This is a genomic window from Pseudomonas sp. N-137, assembly GCF_034555295.1.
Lineage (GTDB): Bacteria > Pseudomonadota > Gammaproteobacteria > Pseudomonadales > Pseudomonadaceae > Aquipseudomonas > Aquipseudomonas rhizophila.
The window spans coordinates 161,326-184,007 of sequence record NZ_JAXUDQ010000026.1 but is presented as its reverse complement, the minus strand read 5'-3'; the positions used below and the strand labels follow the sequence as shown (position 1 = coordinate 184,007).

General features: G+C 60.9%; 16 protein-coding genes. 10 read left to right on the top strand and 6 right to left on the bottom strand.

Translation table 11 applies throughout. The features are described from left to right. Window positions 1–1,286, bottom strand: a 1,286-nt coding sequence (locus tag T3A99_RS18335) for a carbon starvation CstA family protein (RefSeq protein ID WP_322834655.1), incomplete at its 3' end; no start/stop codon positions are given. A 348-nt stretch (window positions 1,287–1,634) separates the two neighbouring features. Here T3A99_RS18335 and T3A99_RS18330 point away from each other — a divergent pair. After that, window positions 1,635–2,996: a cache domain-containing protein gene (locus T3A99_RS18330; RefSeq protein ID WP_092398613.1), complete on the top strand. Its 1,362-nt coding sequence runs from the start codon at window positions 1,635–1,637 to the stop codon at window positions 2,994–2,996. Between the two features lie 31 nt (window positions 2,997–3,027). Then, a complete protein-coding gene (locus T3A99_RS18325; RefSeq protein WP_322834654.1) occupies window positions 3,028–3,660 on the top strand; it encodes a response regulator transcription factor in 633 nt (210 codons plus the stop codon). A gap of 23 nt (window positions 3,661–3,683) precedes the next feature. Here the strand turns inward: T3A99_RS18325 and T3A99_RS18320 are convergent, their stop codons facing one another. After that, a complete protein-coding gene (locus tag T3A99_RS18320) occupies window positions 3,684–4,844 on the bottom strand; it encodes a GGDEF domain-containing protein (protein ID WP_197685212.1) in 1,161 nt (386 codons plus the stop codon). A 187-nt stretch (window positions 4,845–5,031) separates the two neighbouring features. Between T3A99_RS18320 and T3A99_RS18315 the strand changes: the two genes are divergently transcribed. The 3 genes from T3A99_RS18315 to T3A99_RS18305 all read left to right on the top strand — a co-directional run bounded on the left by T3A99_RS18315 (window position 5,032) and on the right by T3A99_RS18305 (window position 8,504). Further along, the gene (locus T3A99_RS18315) at window positions 5,032–5,823 is read left to right on the top strand and encodes a transporter substrate-binding domain-containing protein (protein ID WP_322834653.1); all 792 of its coding nucleotides are present in this window, start codon (window positions 5,032–5,034) and stop codon (window positions 5,821–5,823) included. Between the two features lie 96 nt (window positions 5,824–5,919). Next, window positions 5,920–7,797 (top strand): DUF294 nucleotidyltransferase-like domain-containing protein, encoded by a 1,878-nt coding sequence (locus tag T3A99_RS18310; RefSeq protein ID WP_107321723.1) that lies wholly within the window; start codon window positions 5,920–5,922, stop codon window positions 7,795–7,797. Further along, window positions 7,794–8,504: a 3'-5' exonuclease gene (locus tag T3A99_RS18305; RefSeq protein ID WP_076385105.1), complete on the top strand. Its 711-nt coding sequence runs from the start codon at window positions 7,794–7,796 to the stop codon at window positions 8,502–8,504. Before T3A99_RS18310 ends, T3A99_RS18305 begins: the two co-directional genes overlap by 4 nt. A gap of 4 nt (window positions 8,505–8,508) precedes the next feature. Here the strand turns inward: T3A99_RS18305 and T3A99_RS18300 are convergent, their stop codons facing one another. The 4 genes from T3A99_RS18300 to T3A99_RS18285 all read right to left on the bottom strand — a co-directional run bounded on the left by T3A99_RS18300 (window position 8,509) and on the right by T3A99_RS18285 (window position 13,358). Next, window positions 8,509–10,179 (bottom strand): BCCT family transporter, encoded by a 1,671-nt coding sequence (locus T3A99_RS18300; RefSeq protein WP_139050422.1) that lies wholly within the window; start codon window positions 10,177–10,179, stop codon window positions 8,509–8,511. A 277-nt stretch (window positions 10,180–10,456) separates the two neighbouring features. Beyond that, window positions 10,457–11,476, bottom strand: coding sequence for a TRAP transporter substrate-binding protein (locus T3A99_RS18295; RefSeq protein WP_047229889.1), 1,020 nt, complete (start codon window positions 11,474–11,476; stop codon window positions 10,457–10,459). 56 nt (window positions 11,477–11,532) lie between these two features. Further along, window positions 11,533–12,813 (bottom strand): TRAP transporter large permease subunit, encoded by a 1,281-nt coding sequence (locus T3A99_RS18290; protein WP_047229890.1) that lies wholly within the window; start codon window positions 12,811–12,813, stop codon window positions 11,533–11,535. Further along, the gene (locus T3A99_RS18285) at window positions 12,810–13,358 is read right to left on the bottom strand and encodes a TRAP transporter small permease (protein ID WP_076385109.1); all 549 of its coding nucleotides are present in this window, start codon (window positions 13,356–13,358) and stop codon (window positions 12,810–12,812) included. Before T3A99_RS18285 ends, T3A99_RS18290 begins: the two co-directional genes overlap by 4 nt. 1,013 nt (window positions 13,359–14,371) lie before the next feature. Between T3A99_RS18285 and wecB the strand changes: the two genes are divergently transcribed. Genes wecB through T3A99_RS18260 form a run of 5 tightly spaced genes read left to right on the top strand, consistent with a single transcriptional unit; the run spans window position 14,372 to window position 22,624 of the window. Then, on the top strand, window positions 14,372–15,529 hold the full coding sequence (gene wecB / locus T3A99_RS18280; RefSeq protein ID WP_047229892.1) for a non-hydrolyzing UDP-N-acetylglucosamine 2-epimerase: 1,158 nt from the start codon (window positions 14,372–14,374) through the stop codon (window positions 15,527–15,529). 37 nt (window positions 15,530–15,566) lie between these two features. Beyond that, entirely contained in the window at window positions 15,567–17,780 is a 2,214-nt protein-coding gene (locus tag T3A99_RS18275; RefSeq protein WP_322834652.1) for a hypothetical protein, read from the top strand. A gap of 12 nt (window positions 17,781–17,792) precedes the next feature. Continuing rightward, complete coding sequence (locus T3A99_RS18270) at window positions 17,793–19,907, top strand: glycosyl transferase family protein (RefSeq protein ID WP_139050423.1); 2,115 nt, start codon at window positions 17,793–17,795, stop codon at window positions 19,905–19,907. Next, a complete protein-coding gene (locus tag T3A99_RS18265) occupies window positions 19,904–21,709 on the top strand; it encodes an NfrA family protein (RefSeq protein ID WP_173407023.1) in 1,806 nt (601 codons plus the stop codon). The genes T3A99_RS18270 and T3A99_RS18265 overlap by 4 nt, the downstream gene beginning before the upstream one ends. Window positions 21,710–21,748: 39 nt before the next feature. Then, window positions 21,749–22,624, top strand: coding sequence for a hypothetical protein (locus T3A99_RS18260; RefSeq protein ID WP_274090846.1), 876 nt, complete (start codon window positions 21,749–21,751; stop codon window positions 22,622–22,624). The last annotated feature ends 58 nt before the right edge of the window (window positions 22,625–22,682 follow it).

The following is a 22,682-nucleotide window of genomic DNA, read 5'->3' as shown; positions in this document are numbered from 1 at the left end:
TTGGCCACCGCCTGCAGCGCTTCGGGGGTGATTGCAAAGCCCCAGCTGCTGACAGTCTGCGCCACGCTCACCACATCGCCGCCGACGATCGCCGCCGGGCTGTTCATGGCGAAGTACACACCCGGCTCGATCACCGAAGCGGCGACCATTGCCATGATGGCCACGAACGACTCCATCAGCATGCCGCCGTAACCGATGTAGCGGGCGTTGACTTCGTTATCGAGCATCTTCGGCGTGGTGCCCGAAGAGATCAGCGCGTGGAAACCCGAGACCGCGCCACAGGCGATGGTGATGAACAGGAACGGGAACAATCCGCCCTTCCACACCGGGCCCGTGCCGTCGGTGAACTGGGTCAGTGCCGGCATTTTCAGCTCGGGCATGGTGACCAGGATGCCGATCGCCAGGGCGACGATGGTGCCGATCTTCAAGAAGGTGGACAGGTAGTCGCGCGGCGCCAGAATCAGCCAGATCGGCAACACCGCGGCAACAAAACCGTAGCCGATCAGCATCCAGGTGATTTGCACACCGGTGAAGGTGAAGGCCTCGGCCCAGACCGGGTCTGCGGCCACTTGCCCGCCGAGCCAGATCGAACCCAGCAGCAACAGCACGCCGATGAGGGAGATTTCACCGATGCGGCCCGGGCGGATGTAGCGCATGTAGATGCCCATGAACATCGCGATCGGGATGGTCGCCATCACCGTGAAGATCCCCCACGGGCTCTCGGCCAGGGCCTTGACCACGATCAGCGCCAGCACCGCGAGGATGATGATCATGATCAGGAAGCAGCCGAACAGCGCGATGGTGCCGGGAACGCGGCCCATCTCTTCGCGGACCATGTCGCCCAGGGAGCGACCGTTGCGACGAGTGGACAGGAACAGGACCATGAAGTCCTGCACGGCACCGGCCAGCACCACCCCGGCGATCAGCCAGAGCGTACCGGGCAGGTAGCCCATCTGCGCCGCCAGTACCGGCCCGACCAGCGGCCCCGCACCGGCAATGGCCGCGAAATGGTGGCCGAACAGGATGTGTTTGTTGGTCGGGACATAGTCCAGGCCATCGTTGTTGAGCACGGCGGGGGTGGCCCGGCGCGCATCGAGTTGCATCACGTTATTGGCGATGAACAGGCTGTAGTAGCGGTAGGCGACCAGGTAGATGGCCACGGCTGCGACGACGATCCAGAGGGCGTTGATCGGCTCGCCGCGGCGCAAGGCCACGACACTCAACGCACAAGCTCCCAGAACAGCCACGGCAAACCAGGCAAGGTGTTTAACCAGACGGGTTGTCATTGCGTGTCTCCTGCCGATATCCAGTGGATTGCGGCGATTGTTTTTATAGTGTGCCCCGACTATTCGGAGCCGGCCCAATATCCGTGGAAGCCGTCAATAAATAAATCCGCAGTACTACGTACGGGCCATCTACGTAGTTCTACGTAGATTCTCGTGGGATCCCTCTGTGTGAGCCTATGCAAAGCCAATGCAGGCTAACGACTGTGGGAGCAAAGCTTGCTCGCGATAACGCTGGGTCTGTTGGCAACAGTCCAGGCTGATCCGTCGCGATCGCGAGCAAGCTTTGCTCCCACAGCGTTATGATGCCGACCATTCGCCTCCCCCCGTTGAGTCCGGACAGGAGTACACATGCTGCTCAAACACAAAATCGTCGCCTTGGGAATTCTGCCCCTGGTCCTGGCGATTGCCGTCATCTGCGCCTTGGTGATCTCGCTTAATCGCCAGTTGGGTGATCAACAGGCGCAACTGATCGAAGACAGCATCCTGGCCAGCAAGCGAGCAGAGCTGAAAAACTACGTCGAAATGGCGCAAAGCCTGATCGCCCCGCTGTATAACAACGGCCAGGGCGACGCACGCGCGCAGCAGCAGGTGCTGGAGGAGCTGCGCAAGCTCAGTTTTGGCATCAATGGCTATTTCTTCGTCTACGACCGCCAAGGGCGCAGCCTGATGCATGCCCGGCAGTCCGAACTGGTGGGCCAATACCTCTGGGACATGAAAGATCCCCAGGGGCTGCCGGTGATCCAGGCATTGCTCAAGAGCGCTGAATCCGGCGAAGGTTTCCAGCGCTACGCCTGGAACAAGCCCTCCTCCGGCCAGGTGACCGACAAGCTGGCCTATGTGGTGATGCTGGATCGCTGGGGTTGGATGCTCGGGACCGGGATTTACCTGGAGGATGTCGAGCGCGCCACCCAGCAAGCCCGCGCTGAAGTGGCCCAGGGCATCCACACCACCATGCAGGCCATCGCCGCCATTGCGCTGGTGGCGGTCCTGCTGGTGTTTGCCGGCGGCATGACCCTCAACGTCAGCGAACATCGCTTGGCCGACAAAAAGCTGCAACGACTGAACCAGCGCATCGTCAGCTTGCAGGAAGAGGAACGCGCGCGAGTTTCACGCGAGCTGCACGACGGCATCAGCCAATTACTGGTGTCGATAAAATTCCAGTTTGAACTGGCCAGTCACGTCCTCGAAAAGGGGCAGGAAAACGGCCTGGGCATCCTGAAGAACGCGACAGACCGGCTGGGGGAAGCCATTGGCGAGATCCGCAACATCTCCCACGACTTGCGCTCCTCCCTGCTCGACACCCTGGGCCTGTCCGCCGCCATCGGCCAGCTCGCGGCCGAATTCCAGCAACGCAGCGGGCTTGAAGTGTCGTACAAAAGCAACGAATTCGATTGCCGCCTGGAAAATGGAGCACCGGTTTCGCTGTTTCGCATTGCTCAGGAAGCCTTGACCAATATCGAGCGTCACGCCGGGGCGAAAAGTGTCGGCATCACCCTGTTCGGGTCCGGCCAGTCCTTGCGCCTGACGGTGGTGGACGACGGGATGGGTTTCAACGTACCGCAGGTCGAACGTGGCCACGCCGGCATCGGCCTGCGCAATATCCGTGAGCGGGTCGAGCATTTCGGCGGACGGCTGGAAATGACCTCGGTGCCGGGACGAAGCGAGCTGGATATCCTGCTGCCCATGAACATGATGGCGACACAAAGCTGATGCGCGCCCAACCTGACAAGAGCACCTGCCGATGAACCTGCCCTCTGTGATCCGCGTCGCGCTGGTCGATGATCATTCCCTGGTCCGCGATGGCATCAGGGCCCTGTTCTCCGTCATGCCCCAACTGGACGTGGTGGGCGAAGCCGAGAATGGTGCACAGGCCATCGAGATGGTCGGGCGCTGCCAACCGGACCTGTTGCTGATGGACATCAGCCTCAAGGACATGAACGGACTTGAACTGACCCGCCTGCTGGGCAAGCAATACCCCAACCTCAAGATCCTCATCCTGAGCATGTACGACAATTATGAGTATGTGAGTGAGTCCGTGCGCTGCGGCGCCAGTGGCTACGTGCTCAAGAATGCCCCTTCGCGGGAAATCATCGCGGCCATTGAAGCCATCATCAGCGGTGGCACCTTCTACAGTGCCGAGATTGCCCAACGGCTGGCCACCGACCCAACCACCGACAACGAGCTGACGCCGCGCGAGAGTCAGGTGTTGTACAAAATGGTCCAGGGGCTGAACAACAAGGAAATGGCCCGGGAACTGGACATCAGCGTGCGCACCGTCGAAACCCATCGCCTGAGCATCCGCCGCAAGCTCAACATCGACAAGCCCGCGGCCCTGGTGAAATACGCCATCGATCACGGGATCATTTCACGCTAGCAACCCCGGCTCGCGCTCGCGGCTTATGACTGAACCTCGGTGGGCCTTTCGATCCGACCCGGAACTTCATCGGCCACCGTGCGATTGCGCCCGGTTCGCTTCGCCTGGTAAAGCAAGGTATCTACGCGCTTGTAAAGATCCTGCCAGGTTTCCCTGGGGCCTAGACTGCCGACACCGAAACTCGCGGTGACCGGCCCGACCGTATCGCGCGTGACAGGCGTACCGTTCTCGATAGCCGCCCGCAAGCGCTCGGCACATTCGTAAGCTTCCCGGGCATCGGTATCCGGCAGGAGCACAGCAAATTCTTCACCACCGAGGCGCCCGACGATGTCCCGTTTGCGCGCCGAAGTGCGCAGCAGTTGGCCAACTTCGCGCAAGACGTTATCGCCCACGTCATGGCCATGGCTATCGTTGATGTTCTTGAAGTTGTCGATATCGCACAGTGCCAGCGCTGTCGTGCCGCGCGGGCTCTTCATCAGCAGCATCGACACCCGTTCTTCGAAGCCGCGCCGGTTCAAGACACCGGTCAACGGGTCAAAGTCGCGTTCGCGACGCAGGTCATCGATCACGTCAGCAATGGCCGCGGCGAGAATCACAAAGGCAAGTCCGATACCGAGCACCGCCAGGGACAACTGGAGCGCCTGCCAGAACACCGAGTTGGCGAAAGCGACCCGGTCCAGCGGCACCGACAGCCCGACAGTCAGCAGGGTCCGCGGAAAGAAATGCAACGCGAAGACCAGCAACACCCAGAACAGCGCCTTGTCAACGAGTCGCCCGCGTAACAGCGATCTGAGCTTGACCGCCGCCACAAGCAAAATCGCACCATAGCCGAAGTTCTGGATGTAGATGCGCGCAAGCAGGTTGCGGTCGATATAAAAGAACCAGGCCAGTGCCAGGGAAATGACGCATACCACGGCCACGTCCAGCCGCCAGCCGAGGCGTTTTTGCGAGCGCAGCAAAACGCCTTCGGCCACTGCCAGGACCGCCGAGGTATACAGCGCGCCGGACACAATGGCATTGGGCCCGACCCCAGGAGGCCAGCCGAAAAGCTGCGACGTGGCACCACACGCAAACAGGCCACAGCCACCAGCCAGGAGCAGCAGATAGTCGCGTTTTTTGTCGATAAACCAGGCGCAGACGAACGCAACCCCAAAGACCGACAGGATCCCTGGGACCATCAACATAAGCGTAATTCTGACGACTGATGCGTCCATCCGAAACGTGTTTCTCCCCTGACCCAAGTCTGCCATCGCCCATGATGACAGAGGCGAAGGCAGCACACCTGCGAAGTTTGAGGCGCCAATGACAGCCCGCCAACCTTTTCACTACACTGCCCGTCTTGTCCCCTCCCTTGCGAGACGTGCAGTCCCTATGAAAAACATAACAAACACAATGACGTTCTGTGGCCTGCTGGCGTTCTGCGGCAGCGCCCTTGCCGAGCCAGCCCCTTCGCACCTTGATCAGGTCCTGCAACGCGGCGAGCTGAAAGTGTGTACGACGGGCGACTACAAGCCTTACACCTACAAAGCCGAAACAGGTGAATACGAGGGGATCGACATTGACATGGCCCGTTCGCTGGCCGCCAGCCTAGGGGTCAAGGTTCAATGGGTGCAGACCAACTGGAAAACCCTGATGCCGGACATGGTCGCCGGTAAATGCGATATCGGCATGGGCGGGATTTCCGTGACCCTGGAGCGTCAGAAAAAAGCCAACTTCAGCACCACCCTGGATGTGGATGGCAAAATCCCACTGGTGCGTTGCGAGGACCAGGCGCGCTACCAGACCATTGAACAGCTCAACCAGCCTTCGGTGCGCCTGGTGGAACCGGCCGGCGGCACCAACGAAGCTTTCGTCCGGGCGTTCCTGCCCAAAGGGCAACTCAAGTTCCACGACAACGTGACCATCTTCCAGGAGCTGCTGGACAAGCGGGCCGACGTGATGATCACCGATGCCTCGGAAGCGCTCTATCAGCAGAAACTCAAGCCCGGTCTTTGCGCCGTCAACCCCAGCCGCTACTTGCAGTATGGCGAGAAGGCCTACCTGCTGCCACGGGACGACATCACCTGGAAAATGTACGTCGACCAGTGGCTGCACCTGAGCAAAGCAAATGGCAGCTACCAGAAGGTCATCGGCCAGTGGCTGGCGGTGCCCCAGCAACAGTGACAACGCCTGCGCCGCACACGACTCACTCACCCAGGGTTTGTGTGCGGCCCCTGGAACTGGCATGTTGGTCTCTCAATTGATCAGCCACGAGGTTCCATGCAGATCGAGTTACTGGAAATCAGCGAGCACCTGCATCGTTTTCCCCCTTTCGATGCCCTGCCCCAGCAAACCCTGGAGGCCATAGCGCAGCGCGTCGAAGTCAGCTACTTCAAGGCCGGCAGCGATATTCTCGAGGCAGGCTCCATCGTCCACGACCTGCATTATGTGCGCAGTGGCGCAGTCGAGATCTACCGGCGCAACGGCCAGTTGTACAACCGGCTGGTGGAAGGCGACATCTTTGGTCAGGCCAGCCTGCTGCGCAGCAACAAAGTGCGTTTTCCGGCGCGGGCCCTTGAAGACAGCCTGATCTATTTCATCCCGGCGGATGTGTTTGCCCAGCTGTGCGAGCAACATGACAGCTTCGCCGACTTTGTCGAGGCCGAAGGACACTCCAGGCTCAAATCCGCCGTCGAGGCCCAGGGCCGCGCCAGCGAACTGATCCAATTGAAATCCCGCGCGCTGATTTCCCGGGACCTGGTCTGGGTCACCCCGCACACCAGCGTTCATGAAGCGGCACGGTTGATGTCCCAGGAAAGCGTTTCCTGCGTCGTCGTCCTGGAACCTGCCGGGCATCACCCGGAAAAAATGCTCGGCATCGTCACCGACCGCGACCTGCGCACCCGGGTAGTGGCCGCCAACCGCAGCGGCGATACCTGCATCGGTGAAGTGATGTCGACCGATCCGGTGGTCATCCAGGCCGATGACTCGTTGTTCGAAGCCATGTTGTGCATGCTTCGCAGCAACATCCACCACCTACCGGTGGTGCACAAGGGACGCACGCTGGGGTTGATCAACCTGTCGGACATCATCCGGCACGAGTCCCAGAGCAGCCTGTACCTGGTCAACAGCATCTCCAACCAGAGCTCTGTCGAGGGCTTGCGCTCGTTGTTGCGGGATCTGCGCGGCACCTACATTCGCATGGTGCGCGACGGTGCGACGGCTCACATGATCGGCAGCGCCATCTCGGGCATTGGCCGCGCCTTCACCCAGCGGTTGCTCGAATTGGCCGAGCGGGAACTGGGGCCGCCGCCGGTTCCGTACTGCTTCATGGTGCTGGGATCGATGGCGCGGGACGAGCAGCTGCTGGTGACCGACCAGGACAACGCCCTGGTGCTGGATGATCGTTTCGACCCGGCCCTGCACGACGAATACTTCAAAAGCCTGGCCACCTTCGTCAGCGACGGCCTGGCAGAGTGCGGCTACAGCTACTGCAAGGGCGGCATCATGGCCACCAACGCGCAATGGCGGCAGCCGTTGCGAGTATGGCGCGAGTATTTCAGCCAGTGGATCGAGAAGCCCAATGCCGCCACCCTGCTCAACAGTTGCATCTTCTTTGACCTGGACGGGGTCTATGGGCAACTGGAAATGGTCAACGAACTCAAGGTGCTCTGCGCTGAAAAATCCAGGGTGACCCCCGCCTTCCTGGCGGCGATGGCCCGGAATGCCTTGAACCGCACGCCCCCCCTGGGCTTCTTTCGCACCTTCGTAATGGAAACCGACGGCAAGCAAAAACAGATCATCAACCTCAAGGGCCGTGGCACGGCGCCATTGACCGATCTGATCCGTATCCACGCCCTGGCCTGCGGGACCACGGCACAGAATTCCTTTGATCGTCTCGAAGCCATCAGCACCACACAGCTCGTGCAACCGCAGGCCATTGAGCATCTGCGCTATGCCTTGGAATTCCTGTCGATGGTGCGTATCCGACACCAGGTCGACGCCATCGAACAGGGCCAGAAACCGGATAACTACATCGAGCCGGAGCGCTTTTCCACCACCGAGCGGCACAACCTCAAGGAAGCGTTTCAGGTATTGAGCAATGCGCAGAAATTCCTGCGATTCCGCTACCCCGGTCACGCTCGGCCATCCCGATGAACAATCCGAAGGGGCAAGAAACGCTGGATTGGGCGGCACGTTTCAAACGTCTGGAACAGCAAGCTCGGCACCCGCTGCTGCAACGCTTCTACCAACAGGGTGTCATCGATGCCGGGACTGCACTGGAGCAGGTGGAACTGCTGGCCATGGACCTTGAAACCACCGGTCTGAACGCGCGCACCGACAGTATCGTCAGCATCGGCCTGCTGCCGTTCACCCTCAGGCGCATACGCTGCGGTGAAGCCCTGTACTGGGTGATCAAGCCCTCGCAGCTCAGTCATGAGTCGGTGACGTTTCACCACATCACGCACTCCGACATCCGTCATGCTCCCCGATTGCCGGACGTCATGGAGAAAGTGCTGGAAGCCATGGCAGGGAAGATCATGGTGGTGCATTACCGGGCCATCGAACGCAACTTCCTGGATCAGGCGTTACGCAATCACCTTGGGGAGGGCCTGCAATTTCCAGTGATTGACACGATGCAACTGGAAGCGCGGCAGGTGCGCGGTCAGCGGCGTTGGCTGGACCGCCTGTTACGCCGTCCACCCGAGTCCATCCGCTTGGCGGACAGTCGCTTGCGCTACCACCTGCCGCCCTATCATGCCCATCATGCCTTGACCGATGCCCTGGCGACGGCCGAGCTGTTGCAAGCGCAAATAGCCACTCACTACAGCCCGTCCGTCCCCATCGGCCAGCTGTGGGATTAAAAGGTCAGGTGCGCGGCTCCGACATCAACCCCTTGACCAGGGAAATACAGCCCAGCAGCAGGACAATGGCAAACGGTAAGCCGGTGGAAACCGCCATGGCTTGCAACGCGATCAAACCGCCGCCCAACAACAGCGCAATAGCGATCACACCTTCGATGATGGCCCAGAACACCCGCTGTGGAACGGGCGCATCGACCTTGCCGCCAGCGGTGATGGTGTCGATGACCAGCGAACCGGAATCCGAAGAGGTGATGAAAAACACGATCACCAGCACGATACCGAGCAGTGACGTGATCTCCTTGAGCGGAAGCCCTTCGAGCATGGCAAACAGCTTGAGCTCCAACACCGCATCCTTGACCCCACTCAGCCCCTGGAGGGTGGCCTGGTCGATGGCTGTCCCGCCAAAGGTGGTCATCCACAATACCGACACCAGCGAAGGTACCAGCAGCACCGAGATCAGGAACTCGCGAACAGTACGGCCGCGACTGACGCGGGCAATGAACATCCCCACAAACGGCGACCAGCTGATCCACCAGGCCCAGTAGAACGCCGTCCAGCCTTGGGTGAATTCAGTGTCTGTGCGACCGAAGGGGTTGGACAACGCCGGCAGGTACTCGGCGTAGGTCACCAGGTTCTTGAAGAAGCCGGTGAGGATCGCCAGGGTTGGTCCCACCACGATAATGAACACAAGCAACAACAGGGCCAGGCCCATGTTGATTTCGGAGAGCAGCTTGACGCCCTTCTCCAACCCGGCGAGCACCGACCACAGGGCAATCAGGGTGATGCCGATGATCAGCACGACTTTGCTCACGCTGGTCGATTGAATGCCAAACAGGTGTTCAATCCCCGCAGCGGCCTGCTCGGCACCGATGCCCAGCGACGTCGCCAGCCCGAACAGCGTGGCGAATACCGCCAGGATGTCGATGATATGGCCCGGCCATCCCCAAACGCGCTCACCCAGCAGCGGGTAGAAGATCGAGCGTATCGACAGCGGCAAGCCTTTGTTGAAGGAGAACAGGGCCAGGGACAACGCGACGATGGCGTAGATGGCCCAAGGGTGCAGACCCCAGTGGAAAATGGTCGCGGCCATGGCCAGGTCGGCGGAGGCTTTCACATCGCCCGCCGCACCACCCAAAGGCGCCCAGTCGGTACGTGCCCCGCTGGCGTCGAGTGTGACACCCCCCATAGAGGCAGCGTAATGGGACATGGGTTCTGCCACACCGTAGAACATCAGGCCGATGCCCATCCCGGCGGCGAACAACATGGAGAACCAGCCCACATAGGTGTGGTCCGGCGTGGCATCCTGACCGCCCAATCGAACCTTGCCCAAGGGCGAGACGATCAGCGCCAGACACAGCACTACGAAGATGTTGGCCACGCTCATGAAGAACCAGGCCAGATGCTTGGTCAACCAACTGCGCATGGCGCTGAAAAGCGGTTCGACTTCATTCTGCAGTGCAAGTGTCACGATGACGAACAGCAGAATGGTCGCCGCGGAGATGATGAAAACTTTGCCGTGGATATCCAGAGAGAAAGAGAATTGACCTCGGATATTGTCTTGCCCGATCACGTAGTCGGTGTCGATGAGATTGGCTTTGCCGCTGGGGGCTGGTATCCCCTCTGTGCCGGTTGACTGGGGTTGTCCTGATAGATCGTCTACAGGGTTTTTTCCCACGAGAACCTCCTTTTGTTATCCGCGCGCTTAGGCGCGCATGGTCTGATAAGCCCCGCTGTTCCTATGGTAAAAACGAGATGTGTGCGCATGTATCTTAACAAGCTTATGAGCCAGTCTGGGACATTGCGGCCGTTCAAGCGTTCCCCGGCTGGGAAAATGGCCCGTGCGCGAGCCCTCAGGGGACCGGCATCACGGCTGGGAAAAGCCTGAATCGCAAAGAAAAAAAAGGCGCCGGGATTGCCCCGGCGCCCTTTGATCAGCCTGTGTGTCGCTCAGCTCACTGCGCGGCGCGTACCTTGGCAATTTCGTCGTACATCATCTTCACCAGATTGGCATCCAGGGACTTGGCGAACTTGTCGATCACCGGTTGCACACGCTCGCGAAAGCGATCTTTCTCGGCCGGAGTGATCTCGTTCACGGTCATCGCACCGGCCAGTGTTGCTTTGGCCTTGTCCATGCTCGCAGCGGTGACTTCCCGCTGGTACTTCTGCGCCTCGGCGGCGGCCTGGCGGATCAGGTTTTTTTCATCCTCATTCAGACGGCTCCAGGTTTTCTGACTGATGATCAGCGACTGGGGATTGAAGATGTGGCCGGTCACCGACAGGTACTTCTGCACCTCGAAGAACTTGTTGCCCTCAATCACCGTGAAGGGGTTCTCCTGGCCGTCGATGGTGTGCTGCTCAAGGCCAGTGTAGACCTCGGGAAACGCCATCGGCACCGGGTTAGCGCCCAGGGCGGTAAAGGTTTCCAGGTAGATCGGTGACTGGATCACGCGAATCTTCAAGCCCTGCATGTCTTCAAGCTTGGCCACTGGATGCTTGCTGTTGGTCAGGTTGCGGAAACCCAGGTCCCAGTAGCCCAGGCCAACCAGCCCTTTGCTGTCCAATTGCGCCGCCAGCTTCTGGCCGACCGGCCCGTCGATCACCGCGTGGGCTTCTTCGGCGTTGTTGAACAGGAAGGGGAAATCGAGCATCGCGAAATCCGCTGCCTGGGCGGCCAGGATGCCGGAGTTGAGCACGGTGATGTCCAGCGTACCGCCCTGCAGGGCCGAGACCGTCTGCACGTCACCACCCAGGGTTCCGCCGGGGAACAGACGGACCTTGAGCTTGCCGCCGCTCTTCTCGCTCAGCAGGTCGGCGAACTTCTGTGCGCCTTGCCCTTGGGGGTGCTCCTTGACGTTCTGGAACGCAAATCGCAGGGTACGCTCGCGGATCTCGTCCGCGTGGCTGACCACGCTGCCCAGCAGCAGCCCCGTTGCACATGCCCCGGCCAACAAGGTTTTCATCAGTTGTCCCATGTCACTCTCCGATCATTATTGTTTTAGAAGTCGAGCTACTACCGCTTGCACCGGCGTCAACCGGTGAAGAATTTCAAAGGTCCCAGAACCAGTTGCGGAAACAGGACCAGAAGGAACAGCACCGCCAGTTGCGCGAGCAGGAACGGCCACACGCCACGAACGATTTCTTCGATATTGAGTTTCGAAACCCCGCTCACCACATTGAGCACGGTACCCACCGGTGGCGTAATCAGGCCGATGGCAGTGTTGATGAGAAACAGCACGCCGAAATAAACCGGATCGATACCCGCCTGGGTCACCGCTGGCATCAGCACCGGGGTGAGGATGAGGATGGTGGGCGTCATGTCCATGACCGTACCGACCATGATGATCAACAGCATGATCACCACCAGGAGCAAGGTCGGACTGTCCATGAACGGTTCGAGCACTGCCGCCAACTGGCCCGGCAAGTCGGCAATGGTCACCAGCCACGAGGACACCATGGCCGCCGCCACCAGGAGCATCACCACCGAGGTGGTCTTGGCCGAGGACAGGATCACTTCGTACAGCTGGCTGACTTTCATTTCCCGGTAGATGACCAAGGACACAAACAACGAATAGACCGCTGCCACCACCGCCGCTTCCGTCGGGGTGAAAATGCCGAACTTGAGACCCAGGATGATGATCAGCGGCAGGCCCATGGCCCAACTGCCCTCGACCAGGGCCCGCATCACTTCGGCCCGCGAGCGCTTGGGTGGTGTCTGCACATGCTCGCTGCGGGAGATGAACCACCAGGCGATGGCCAGGGCGACACCGAGCATCAGACCCGGCACGATCCCGGCCAAAAACAGCTTGGAAATCGATACCCCGGACGCCACGCCAAACACAATGAAGCCAATGCTCGGCGGAATGACCGGGGCAATGATGCCTCCGGCGGCAATCAAGCCGGCCGAACGCGCCCGGTTGTGCCCCGCCAGCACCATCATCGGCACCAGCAAGGCCGCCAGCGCCGCCGCGTCGGCCACCGCCGACCCCGAAAGCGATGCCAACAGGCAGGACGCGATGATCGCCACGTAACCCAGGCCGCCACGTTTGTGTCCCACCAGCGCCATGGCGATGTTGACGATGCGTTTGGACAGGCCGCCGGAGTTCATCACTTCGCCGGCCAGCATGAAGAACGGCACAGCCATCAACGGAAAACTGTCGGCACCGTTAAGCAGGTTCTGGGCGATGATTTGTGCGTCAAACAGATCCAGATAAAACATCAACGCCACACTGACCACCAGCAAGGCAAAGGCAATGGGAATGCCCAGCGCCATGCTGCCTATCAATGACCCTAGGAAAATAACCAGTGTCATGGGCGGGTACTCTTGATGGGGTTATGGGCGATCACTTCGGCGGCGTCGTTGTCCTTGACCATGACCATTTCGTCATCCCTGAGCTTGCCGAACAGCGCCAGGTAGAGCTCATAGACCAGGATGGCGGCGGCGCTGGCGCCGAACACCAGGCCGGCAGCGTAGAACACTGCCATCGACATACCCGAGGCTGGCGCGACCACATCCAGGTTGATGACCGCCTGCTGCCAACTGCCGCTGAAGATCAGCCAGCAGATGTACAACATCATCAGGTGCCCGATGACCAGGCAGAGGCGCTTGCCGGCCGGAGGCAGGCGTTTGACCAGACTGTCGAGCCCCAGATGGGCACGGTCCTTGAGCGCCACCAAGGCGCCGAGAAAAATCATCCAGACGAAGAACCAGCGCGACAGTTCCTCCGAGACGCTGATGCCTGAGTTGAAGGCATAACGCAGCACCACATTGCCGAACACCAGCACGATCATTGCGACCATGCACAGCACAATCAGCAGTTTGAGCAGTTTGAAATACAGATCGACGACCTTTGTCATCTTGAAGACCTCCCGGACTTGTCGAAGCACCGGCATCTCGCAACCGGCGCGATAGGACCGCAACGATGGGCGGGGAGCTATCGGGTCAGGACACAGCGACTGAGCGTTGTTCCGGGGCCGGAGCAACGAAGCGAGGGATAGGGGCTGAGCGCTTGCAGACGGGTACGCATGGGGGTTCCTCAATTTTTTATTATGGTCTTGGTCAAGCTGAGCAAGAGGTGTTGCGCCTAAAATGTACCAACCGGTTAGTTCGGTCAATCACCTTGGCGGGAGGCCCACACAAAGCGTGCGATTATCGGATAAGCGTGTGGGCCGGCTTATCCGGTCTTTTTCCTGTTCGACCCCGTGCCCGAGTGCGTTTTTTTATTTATCAACAGACAACTTTATTTATGAACTAGCACTGCACAAAACTGTTCAACTCCGCCGATCTGAAAATCCAATAATAAAATTGAACCTTATTTAACTTCTGCACTTCACCGGCAACCCGCCAACTCGATAACACTTCCAACCTCGACAACAAACAGGCGTCATTTCAATGACAAACATCCAGGCACCTTTATATAAAGCGGCGCCAAAAATAAGACCTCAATAGACTTGGCGTGATCAAGCCGCCCTTTCCAGCACTCAATAAATTACGAAAAAACCTTATATTTCAGAATCTTACACGATTTTTATTTCAGAATAAGAGCGCAACTTTCCAACCTCCCCTCAACCCTTCTTAGTCAAAACAACAAAATACCTTTCAAATAAAACTTTGCGCCCGTGTTCTTTGGTGTTATTACTTCGCCGCTCCAAACTGCAATAGGCCATTACGCAACTTTCCGCGTGCGTAACGCGCCTGCCTGATATTGGATCCCACTTAATTCAACTTGCTTGTTTACTCAAACGCATGATCGCGCTTGGGCGAACGGCTGTGCAGCGCAGCAAACTGCGCGAGGAAGGGCGTCATCGCTACTCATCAGTCACGGATCAGGATTCTTTCGATCTTCGGTACCCGTCCGGAAGCCATCAAGATGGCACCTTTGGTCAAGGCCCTCGCCGCCGAACCGGGCATTGAGTCGCTGATCTGTGTCACCGGCCAGCATCAGAGCATGCTTGAGCAGGTGCTGGACCTGTTCGATCTCAAGGCGCATTTCACCCTCAACGTGATGACGCCGCACCAGACGCTCAACTCGCTGACGGCTGCGTTGTACGGCGCGATCGACCCGGTACTGGAACAGACCCGGCCGGATCGGGTGCTGGTCCATGGCGACACCACCTCGGCCATGGTGGCTTCGATGGCCTCCTTTCATCGACGCATTCCCGTGGGCCATGTGGAAGCCGGGCTGCGCACCGGCGATATCTACAGCCCATGGCCGGAAGAAATGAACCGTCGTTGCATCGACCTCAGCGCCGACCTGCTGTTTGCCCCCACCGCACAATCTCGCGATAACCTGCTGGACGAACGTCTGCAGGGCCGCTGCCTGGTGACCGGCAATACCGTCATCGATGCGTTGCAGATGACCGCCCGGCGCATCGAGCAGGATGCACAACTGCGACAAACACTGGACCAACAGTTCCCGTTCCTGCAAACCGGACGCAAGCTGCTGCTGGTCACCGGCCACCGCCGGGAGAACTTTGGCGAAGGCTTCCTGGACATCTGCAAGGCCTTGCGTCACTTGGCCCAGCGTCCCGACATCCAGATCGTCTACCCGGTGCACCTCAATCCCAGCGTACTGGGCCCGGTGACGGAACAACTGGGTGACCTGCTCAACGTGCACCTGATCAAGCCCCTGGATTACCTGGCGTTCGTGCGCCTGATGCAACACGCCCACGTCATCCTCACCGACTCCGGTGGTGTGCAGGAAGAAGCGCCGTCCCTGGGCAAACCGGTGCTGGTGATGCGCGACGTCACCGAACGCCCCGAAGCCGTAGCTGCGGGCACGGTGCGTCTGGTCGGCACCTCCCCGGCCTCGATCATTGCCGGCGTGGACGCACTGTTCGACGACAAGGCCTTGTGGCGCCGCGCGTCTCAGGCAGCCAACCCCTATGGTGATGGCAAGGCCAGCCAGCGCATCGTCGATACCCTGATGGGGCGCCCGATGGACGAATTTCTCGTGGGCCAGTCGCAATTGCCCCAAGGCTGGGCTCACCCACCGATGTACGCGCCACGCCAGTTGCTCGCCTCCTAATCGCTGCTCCCCCTTATCAGAATCGAGATTTACCTGAATGAAGCCTTCCGTTGCCATCTCTACGGGTGCGCTCAGCGCCCTTGCCTGTGGCCTGAGCCTGCTTGCGCTCATGCCAACCTTTGCCTTGGCTGCCGATAGCCCGCTTACCCAGGCAATCCATCGGCTCAACGCCGATACCCGCCAGGAGCGCGAAGTCCGCTTGAGCGACCTGGGCATCAGTGCGCCGATCCTGCTGGGCGCCAGCGATTCCCGACGGGAACTGTATCTACCCGTGCCGGCCGGGGTTGCCCTCAATGAGGCGACCCTGCAACTGGACGCCAGCTATCTCAATGGCGAAGGGGGCCGCAACACCCTGCTGCTGTCGCTCGATGGCTATCCGGTGCGCGCCGAAGGACTCAGCGAACCTCAGGGCAGTGCCAGCGCCACACTGGGCGTCGACAAGGCTGCGCGCGACAACGGCCTGGTGCGGCTGGGCATTGCCTGGTCTTCGGTGGTCTCCCGGCCGTTGTGCGAAGACGACCGAGTCATCGGCAACGTGCTGCGCATCCAGCCCGACACACGCCTGAACTACAGCTACGACGCCAGCCAACTGCAGGATGTCGGTGCCGCCTGGACGGCATTGCCTGCTCAACCCGGGATCCTGGTTGCACCCGGTTCGTTGTCCGCCGACAGCTATGACGCGGCCTGGCGATTGGGCGTGGCCCTGGAGCGAATGGGCAAGCACAGCCGCATCCTGCCGTTCCCTGCCGTACAAGACAGTGTGGATTTGAGCGCTCTGCGCATCCCGGCCGAACTGTTGAGCCTCCCGGCCTTCGCCAGCCTCAACGCGAAGGGTCAGCACAGCCTGGCCAACCCGGCTGAGATCGGCGCGCTGCTGATGCTGGGGCAAACCCCGAATGTACAGGCCGATCTGGCCATCAACGACCCGCAATTGCTCCAGGCCATCAATCAGTCCCTGGATGCGTTGCAGAGTCAGGTCCAAAGCGTCGACCCAACGGCGGCCAGTGCATTGACCCAATGGCGCGCACAACACGTCAACGCAGCCACAGCAGGCGCCGGTCCAGACGATGTGCGCCTGGCGCTGCTGGGTACTCGCCCGGTCCTGATGATCGCCCCGCACGCCACCGGCAAAGCCCTGTCGCTGCTTGGTTCAGCGTGGAACAAACTGGCGCGCAGCCGTCAGTTGAACGTCAGCCAAGCGCAAACGCCTTTGAGCAAGGATGGCCGCGTGGCCCTGTCGCGACTGGGCGGCGCACCTGGCACCTATGACGTGGCCTCCCGATTCGACTGGAGCACTTCGTTCCCCTTGGGCAGCGTGGCGTATGACGGTCGCTTGCCGGTGACAGCCGTGGTGGACCTGTCCGCAGCACCGGGGGCTTCACACACCCCGCCCGTGGCCTCGCTGTTTTTCAACGATTTCCTGATCGGGGCCCAGCAGTTGACCACCGATGGTCAGTCACAACGCATCCAGGCCCATATCCCCAGCTATGCCCTGGGTTCAAAAAACGTATTGCGCGTCTCGTTCCAGCGCCAGCCTGTCAGCGATCGCTGCCTGGAAACACCCCAGGCCTTCCCGGTAGCGGTGCTGCCGAGCAGCCATATCGTGCTGGAAAAAATTGCCCTGGACGACGGTTTCTCCGGCATGGCCGCGCGCTTCGCCGTGGCGACCCAGATCCTCGTTCCCCAGGCATACCTCGACCAACCGGCCGCCAGTCTGGCCCGGGTGATCTCGGTGGCCGATGCCGCCGGTGTTTCACCGTTGCGCGCGCAGTTGAACGTCAGCGCCGATCCCAAAGCCGTGGTCAGCCCGGACAAAGCCTTCCTGGCGTTCGAGTTGCCGCTTGAGGACAGCAAGGAATCGGTCCTGGTCGATGAACAGGGACGTCTGCGCATCAACCATGAAGATCACTTGCTGCTGGATGTGCAGCCTCTCAACCAACTGGCTTCGCTACAAGTGGTGCAAGCCTCGGGACAGCATGGCCTGGTGTATCGGACCTTGGGCAGCCAAGCGCCCGACTTCGCCCAGCCGATTGTGCTGACCCGTGGCGATGTGGCGATTCTCGGCGACAGCGGCGCGGTGACGATCATCGACAGCAAGGACCCCAGCGGCAGTCGGTTGCTCGGCCGTGAAGAACCCAAAGGGCTGGATGCCTGGCGTAAACCCTCGCTGCTCTGGCTGATCCCTGGCGCCATTGTGTTGTTCCTTCTCCTGTTGCTGGCTGGCCGTAGCGCCCGTCGCAATCGCCAGTAACGGTACCCTTCGATGACGTCGCTTTATTGGCCCTATTGGCTGGCCCACTACTACAACTACCTGGAAGCGGCGACCATCGTCGTCGCGGTGGTGATCCTGATCTCCAGCCTGGACGACCTGATTATTGACCTGTGGTACTGGTCTCGCCGCCTGTACCGCAAGCTCACCGCGGACCGCAAATACCGGTCGCTGACCGTCGACCAACTGCTGGCCCGGGACGAACAGCCCCTGGCGATCATGGTGCCGGCCTGGCTGGAATACGACGTCATCGCACCGATGATCGAGAACATGGTTTCGACGCTCGATTACCAGAACTACGTGGTCTTCGTCGGCACCTATGTCAACGACCAGCGCACCATCGACGAAGTCGAGCGGATGCGCCGGCGCTACAAGCAACTGCACCGCGTGGAAGTGCCCCATGCCGGACCGACCTGCAAGGCCGACTGTCTGAACTGGGTGATCCAGGCGATCTTCCTGCACGAGAAAACCCATGGCATGACCTTCGCTGGGGTGGTGTTGCACGACAGCGAAGACGTGCTGCATCCATTGGAATTGCGGCTGTTCAACTACCTGCTGCCGCGCAAGGACATGATCCAGTTGCCCGTGGTGTCGCTGGAGCGCAACTGGTACGAATGGGTGGCGGGCGTCTACATGGACGAGTTCGCCGAATGGCACGGCAAGGACCTGGTGGTGCGTGAAAGCATGACCGACACCGTGCCCTCGGCCGGCGTCGGCACCTGTTTCTCCCATCGCGCGTTGCGGGTACTGGCCGGCGAAACCGAAAACCAGCCGTTCAACACCGACAGCCTCACCGAGGACTACGACGTCGGCGCGCGACTGGCCAAGGTCGGCATGAACGCCATCTTCGTGCGTTTCCCGGTGCAGTTTCGGGTGCTGCGCAAATCCTGGTTCCGCAAGCCCTACGAATCGACCCTGACAATGCCACTGTGCGTGCGCGAGTTCTTCCCAGACACCTTCCGCACGGCGTTCCGACAAAAGGCCCGCTGGACTCTGGGCATCGGCCTGCAAGGCTGGGAACAGATGGGCTGGAGCGGCTCGTTGGCCAACCGCTACCTGCTGTTTCGCGACCGCAAGGGCGTGGTGACGGCGTTCGTCAGTATCATCGCCTACGTGATTCTGGTGCAGCTGCTGGGCTTGATCATTCTGCGCAACAGCGGCTGGTGGGACGTCACCTTCCCGACGCCCTTTGAAACCAACGACCTGATCAAATACCTGCTGGTGGCCAACGGCATTGCCCTGCTCTGGCGGATCCTGCACCGTTGTTATTTCACCACCGTGCTGTACGGCTGGCAGCATGGCTTGCTGTCGATCCCGCGCATGCTGGTGGGTAACTTCGTCAACTTCATGGCCGCGTCCAGAGCCTGGCGGATGTTCCTGGTGGGCAAGGTGATGAATCGCAAACTGGTCTGGGACAAGACCATGCACGACTTCCCTTCCACCGACCTGGTGGCCATCGCGCCCCGCCGCCTGGGCAGCGTGTTGCTGTCCTGGCAGGCCATTACCGACACCCACCTGCAGAGTGCCCTGGACCAGCAACAATCACGCAACATGCCCCTGGGGCGCATTTTGCTCAACAACGGCTGGCTGGACGACGAAACCCTGGCCGAAGCCATCGCGTTCCAGAATGACCTGCCCCGGGTCTTCGACGTGGCGCAAAAAGCCGCCGCCTCCACCTCGTCACTGACCGGCGAGTTTGCCCTGCGCTGGCGGGTCATTCCCCTGGGCCGCAACGCTGACGGCTGCGAACAGATCGCCGTTGCCAACCCCCTGTCCGACGAAGGCCTGCAACAGATCGCCGCCGAACTGGGCAGCGAGCCGGTGCAACTGATTGCCAGGGAAAGTGAAATTCTCGCGCTGTTGCGCCAATTGCCGGAACGCAACGGCCACGCCGTACCGAATGCCAGTGCACCGCTACTGGGTGACTTGCTGATCGAAATGGGCCTGCTCGATCGCGATCAGTTCAGCCGCGCCATGTTGCAGTATCGACCGCAGCACCACGGTCGGATCGGCGATTACCTGGTCGACAGCGGTGTGCTGCCCCGGGCCACTATCGAACAGGTGGTGGCGCGTCAGCACAGCGTCTACCCCATGGAGCTTCCGGCATGAACCGCGCCCTTCTGACCCTCTTGGCCACGGGGCTGAGCCTGATACCGGCCGTGGCTGCTGCCGAAACCTTGCCATTGCCGTTGTCCGGCCCGGCCTACACCGCCGCCAACCAAGCCTACAGCGCCTACGAGCGCAAGGACTACGACCTGGCCATCGCCAAGGCGCGCGAGGCCCTGCGACTGCGTGCCGACGTGACGCGTCTGCACACCCTGATCGCCATGGCCGAACGTGACAAGAAACGGCGCGACCAGCCCCGGACCGCCGCTTCGTCCGCCGTGGCCGCGGCACCGGGCTTCATGGCCGCCACCCAAGGGTACAGGGCCTATGATCGCGAACGGTTCGGTCTGGCTGCGCAATCGGCTCGCGAGGCGATTGCCCAGGCTCCCCGTCGCCGGGAGTACCGGCTATTGCTGATCGACGCCTTGCAGCGCCAGCATCTTCTGGTCGAAGCCGACCAGGCTGTGGGCGAGGCGCTCAGGGTCTTCGCCAACGATGACGCGCTCCTGATGCGTCGAACGGCGATTCGTCGCCAACTGGCGGCGCCGCTGGCGGTCCAGGGCTACCGTGCCTTGCAGCAAGGCGATGCGGTGCTGGCCGTGGACAAGGCTCGCCAAGCCGTGGCTTGGGCTCCGGAAATCGCCGCCAACCAACAATTGCTCAACAGCGCGCTGCTGACGGCCGAGGATCGCGACGCACCGATTCTCGAGTGCCAGGAAAGTACCTTCGGCCTGACGTGCGCCACCCGGCCGGATAATACCGAAGGACAGGCACCGGTCAGTGATTTGCAGCTGGCCTATGATTCAGTCCGGGCCGGTGACGACGAGGCGGCCCACGCCGCGTTCCGCAGGGCCGATGCCAGCACCCGGCTCGCCCCGGCAGCGGCTCAGGATGCAGCTTACAACGCCATGCGCGTTCATGAAGACGACGAAGCGGTGGCGTATTTCAAGCGCGTCATCGATGCCCAGGCAACCGCTGAGTCGCCCATGTCAGCACAACAGCTGTTCGATACCCGTCGTGCCGTGGGCGACATTTCACGCACCATGGGCTTGACCAGCACCACCAGCTATCGCGGCAACAGTTCCAGTGGCCTGAGCGCTGCTCCGGGCACCAGCAACAGCGGCAGCCAAAGCAATGATCAACTGCAGAACAGCACTGAGCTGTCCTGGCGGCCGCTGGGGTATCGCAATGCGCGTTTCGTCGAACTCTACGGGCGCGTCACCGACACCCTGTGGAGCAAGAACAGCGACTCGGACACCGGTGCGGATGCCTTGCAAGGGGCGCTGGGGGTACGGATCAAACCCTTCAGCTCCATCAACATCATGGCCGCCTTTGAACGCACCTTTCCCCTAGGCTCCTCGAACGTCGAGGGCGACTGGCTCGCGCGCCTGGGCTACGGTTCGAGTATCGGCACCGACCTGCGGGTCGATGCGCCCAGTTGGTGGACTTCGCAGCTGTACGCCGAAGTCGGTCAATACATCAACGACGAACGCAATTATTTCAACAGCGAATGGCAAGTGGGACGCAGCTATGCCATCGGCGGTACCGGCTCGCGCTGGGTGACCTTCCCCCATGTCGTGGCGGCGGTCGACTACGATTCCAAGATGAAAAGCGGCGCCGACGGTGACTTCTCGTCAGGCAACGCCGGCGGGATCGGCGTGGGCAACAACGTACGCTACTGGTTCCGCGAAGACGCCTACAACGCCCCGCGCTCCTATGTGGATTTTTCCCTGCAGTACAGGGCCAGGGTATTTGGCGAGGAACGCGCCAAAGGCGTGTTCGCTCGCTTGACCTACTCCTATTGAGGCCGTTGATGTGATGTGCAATTGCAGGAAGACGTTCGCTTGAAAATCTTCGGCCATATCATCAGTCGCACGGCTGTGGCGGCGCTCTCGCTGGCCACGGCCCTCGGCGCAGGCACAGGGACGTATTACATGATGAACCAGGAGGTTGCACCGGACATCGTTGGCATCGTCTGGCAGCCAGACAACCAGACCGTGGGCATCAAAGGCGAGTGGGAAAAGCTGGGGGTGCGCGAGCTGCTGGTGCAATGGACGGTGGTGGATGACCAGGCCTTCGTGCCCGGCACCGGCCTGCCCAGCGTGCCGCTACTGCCTGACTGGGCGCGCATTGCCAAGGCGCCCTGGGCCCAGGATGTCATCCTCGGGCTGGCCGGCCATTTCAGTGAAAACCGCTCCAGGGACAACATCGAGCAACTGGCCACGGTGTCGGAGCGCATTGCGCAACTGCCGACGCCACTGCACGTGACCGGGTGGTACTTTCCGGCCGAGGTCGATCCCAGTTGGTCTCGCGCCAAGGAACTGCCCGCCTTGCTGGCCAAGCTGCCGCGCCCGTTGTGGATCAGCGTCTACGACGGCGCCAACATCGGCCCCGCCGCCACTGCCGACTGGCTCAAGCAATGGTTGCCGGACGATATTGGCGTGTTCTTCCAGGATGGCGTCGGCGTCTACGCCCGCACCGCCCCGGTGGCCCGGGACTACGCCGACACCCTGCGTGACCGGCTCGGGAAGGATCGCGTGCGGATCATCGTCGAAGCCTTCCGCCCCAAGTTCGGCGGCGGCTTTCGCTCGGCCACGGTTGCCGAACTCACACCCCAACTGGCCGCCTATGCCGGCTATCCGCTGTACCTGTTCGACGGCCCACATTACCTGACGCCTGAGTTGGTGGAGCAGCTGGAGCAATCCTTGGCCAAGCCGTGATCATGGCTCGAGGCCTTCGTCCTGGCCTGGCCCCATAGATTTGTATCGCTGTGTATAT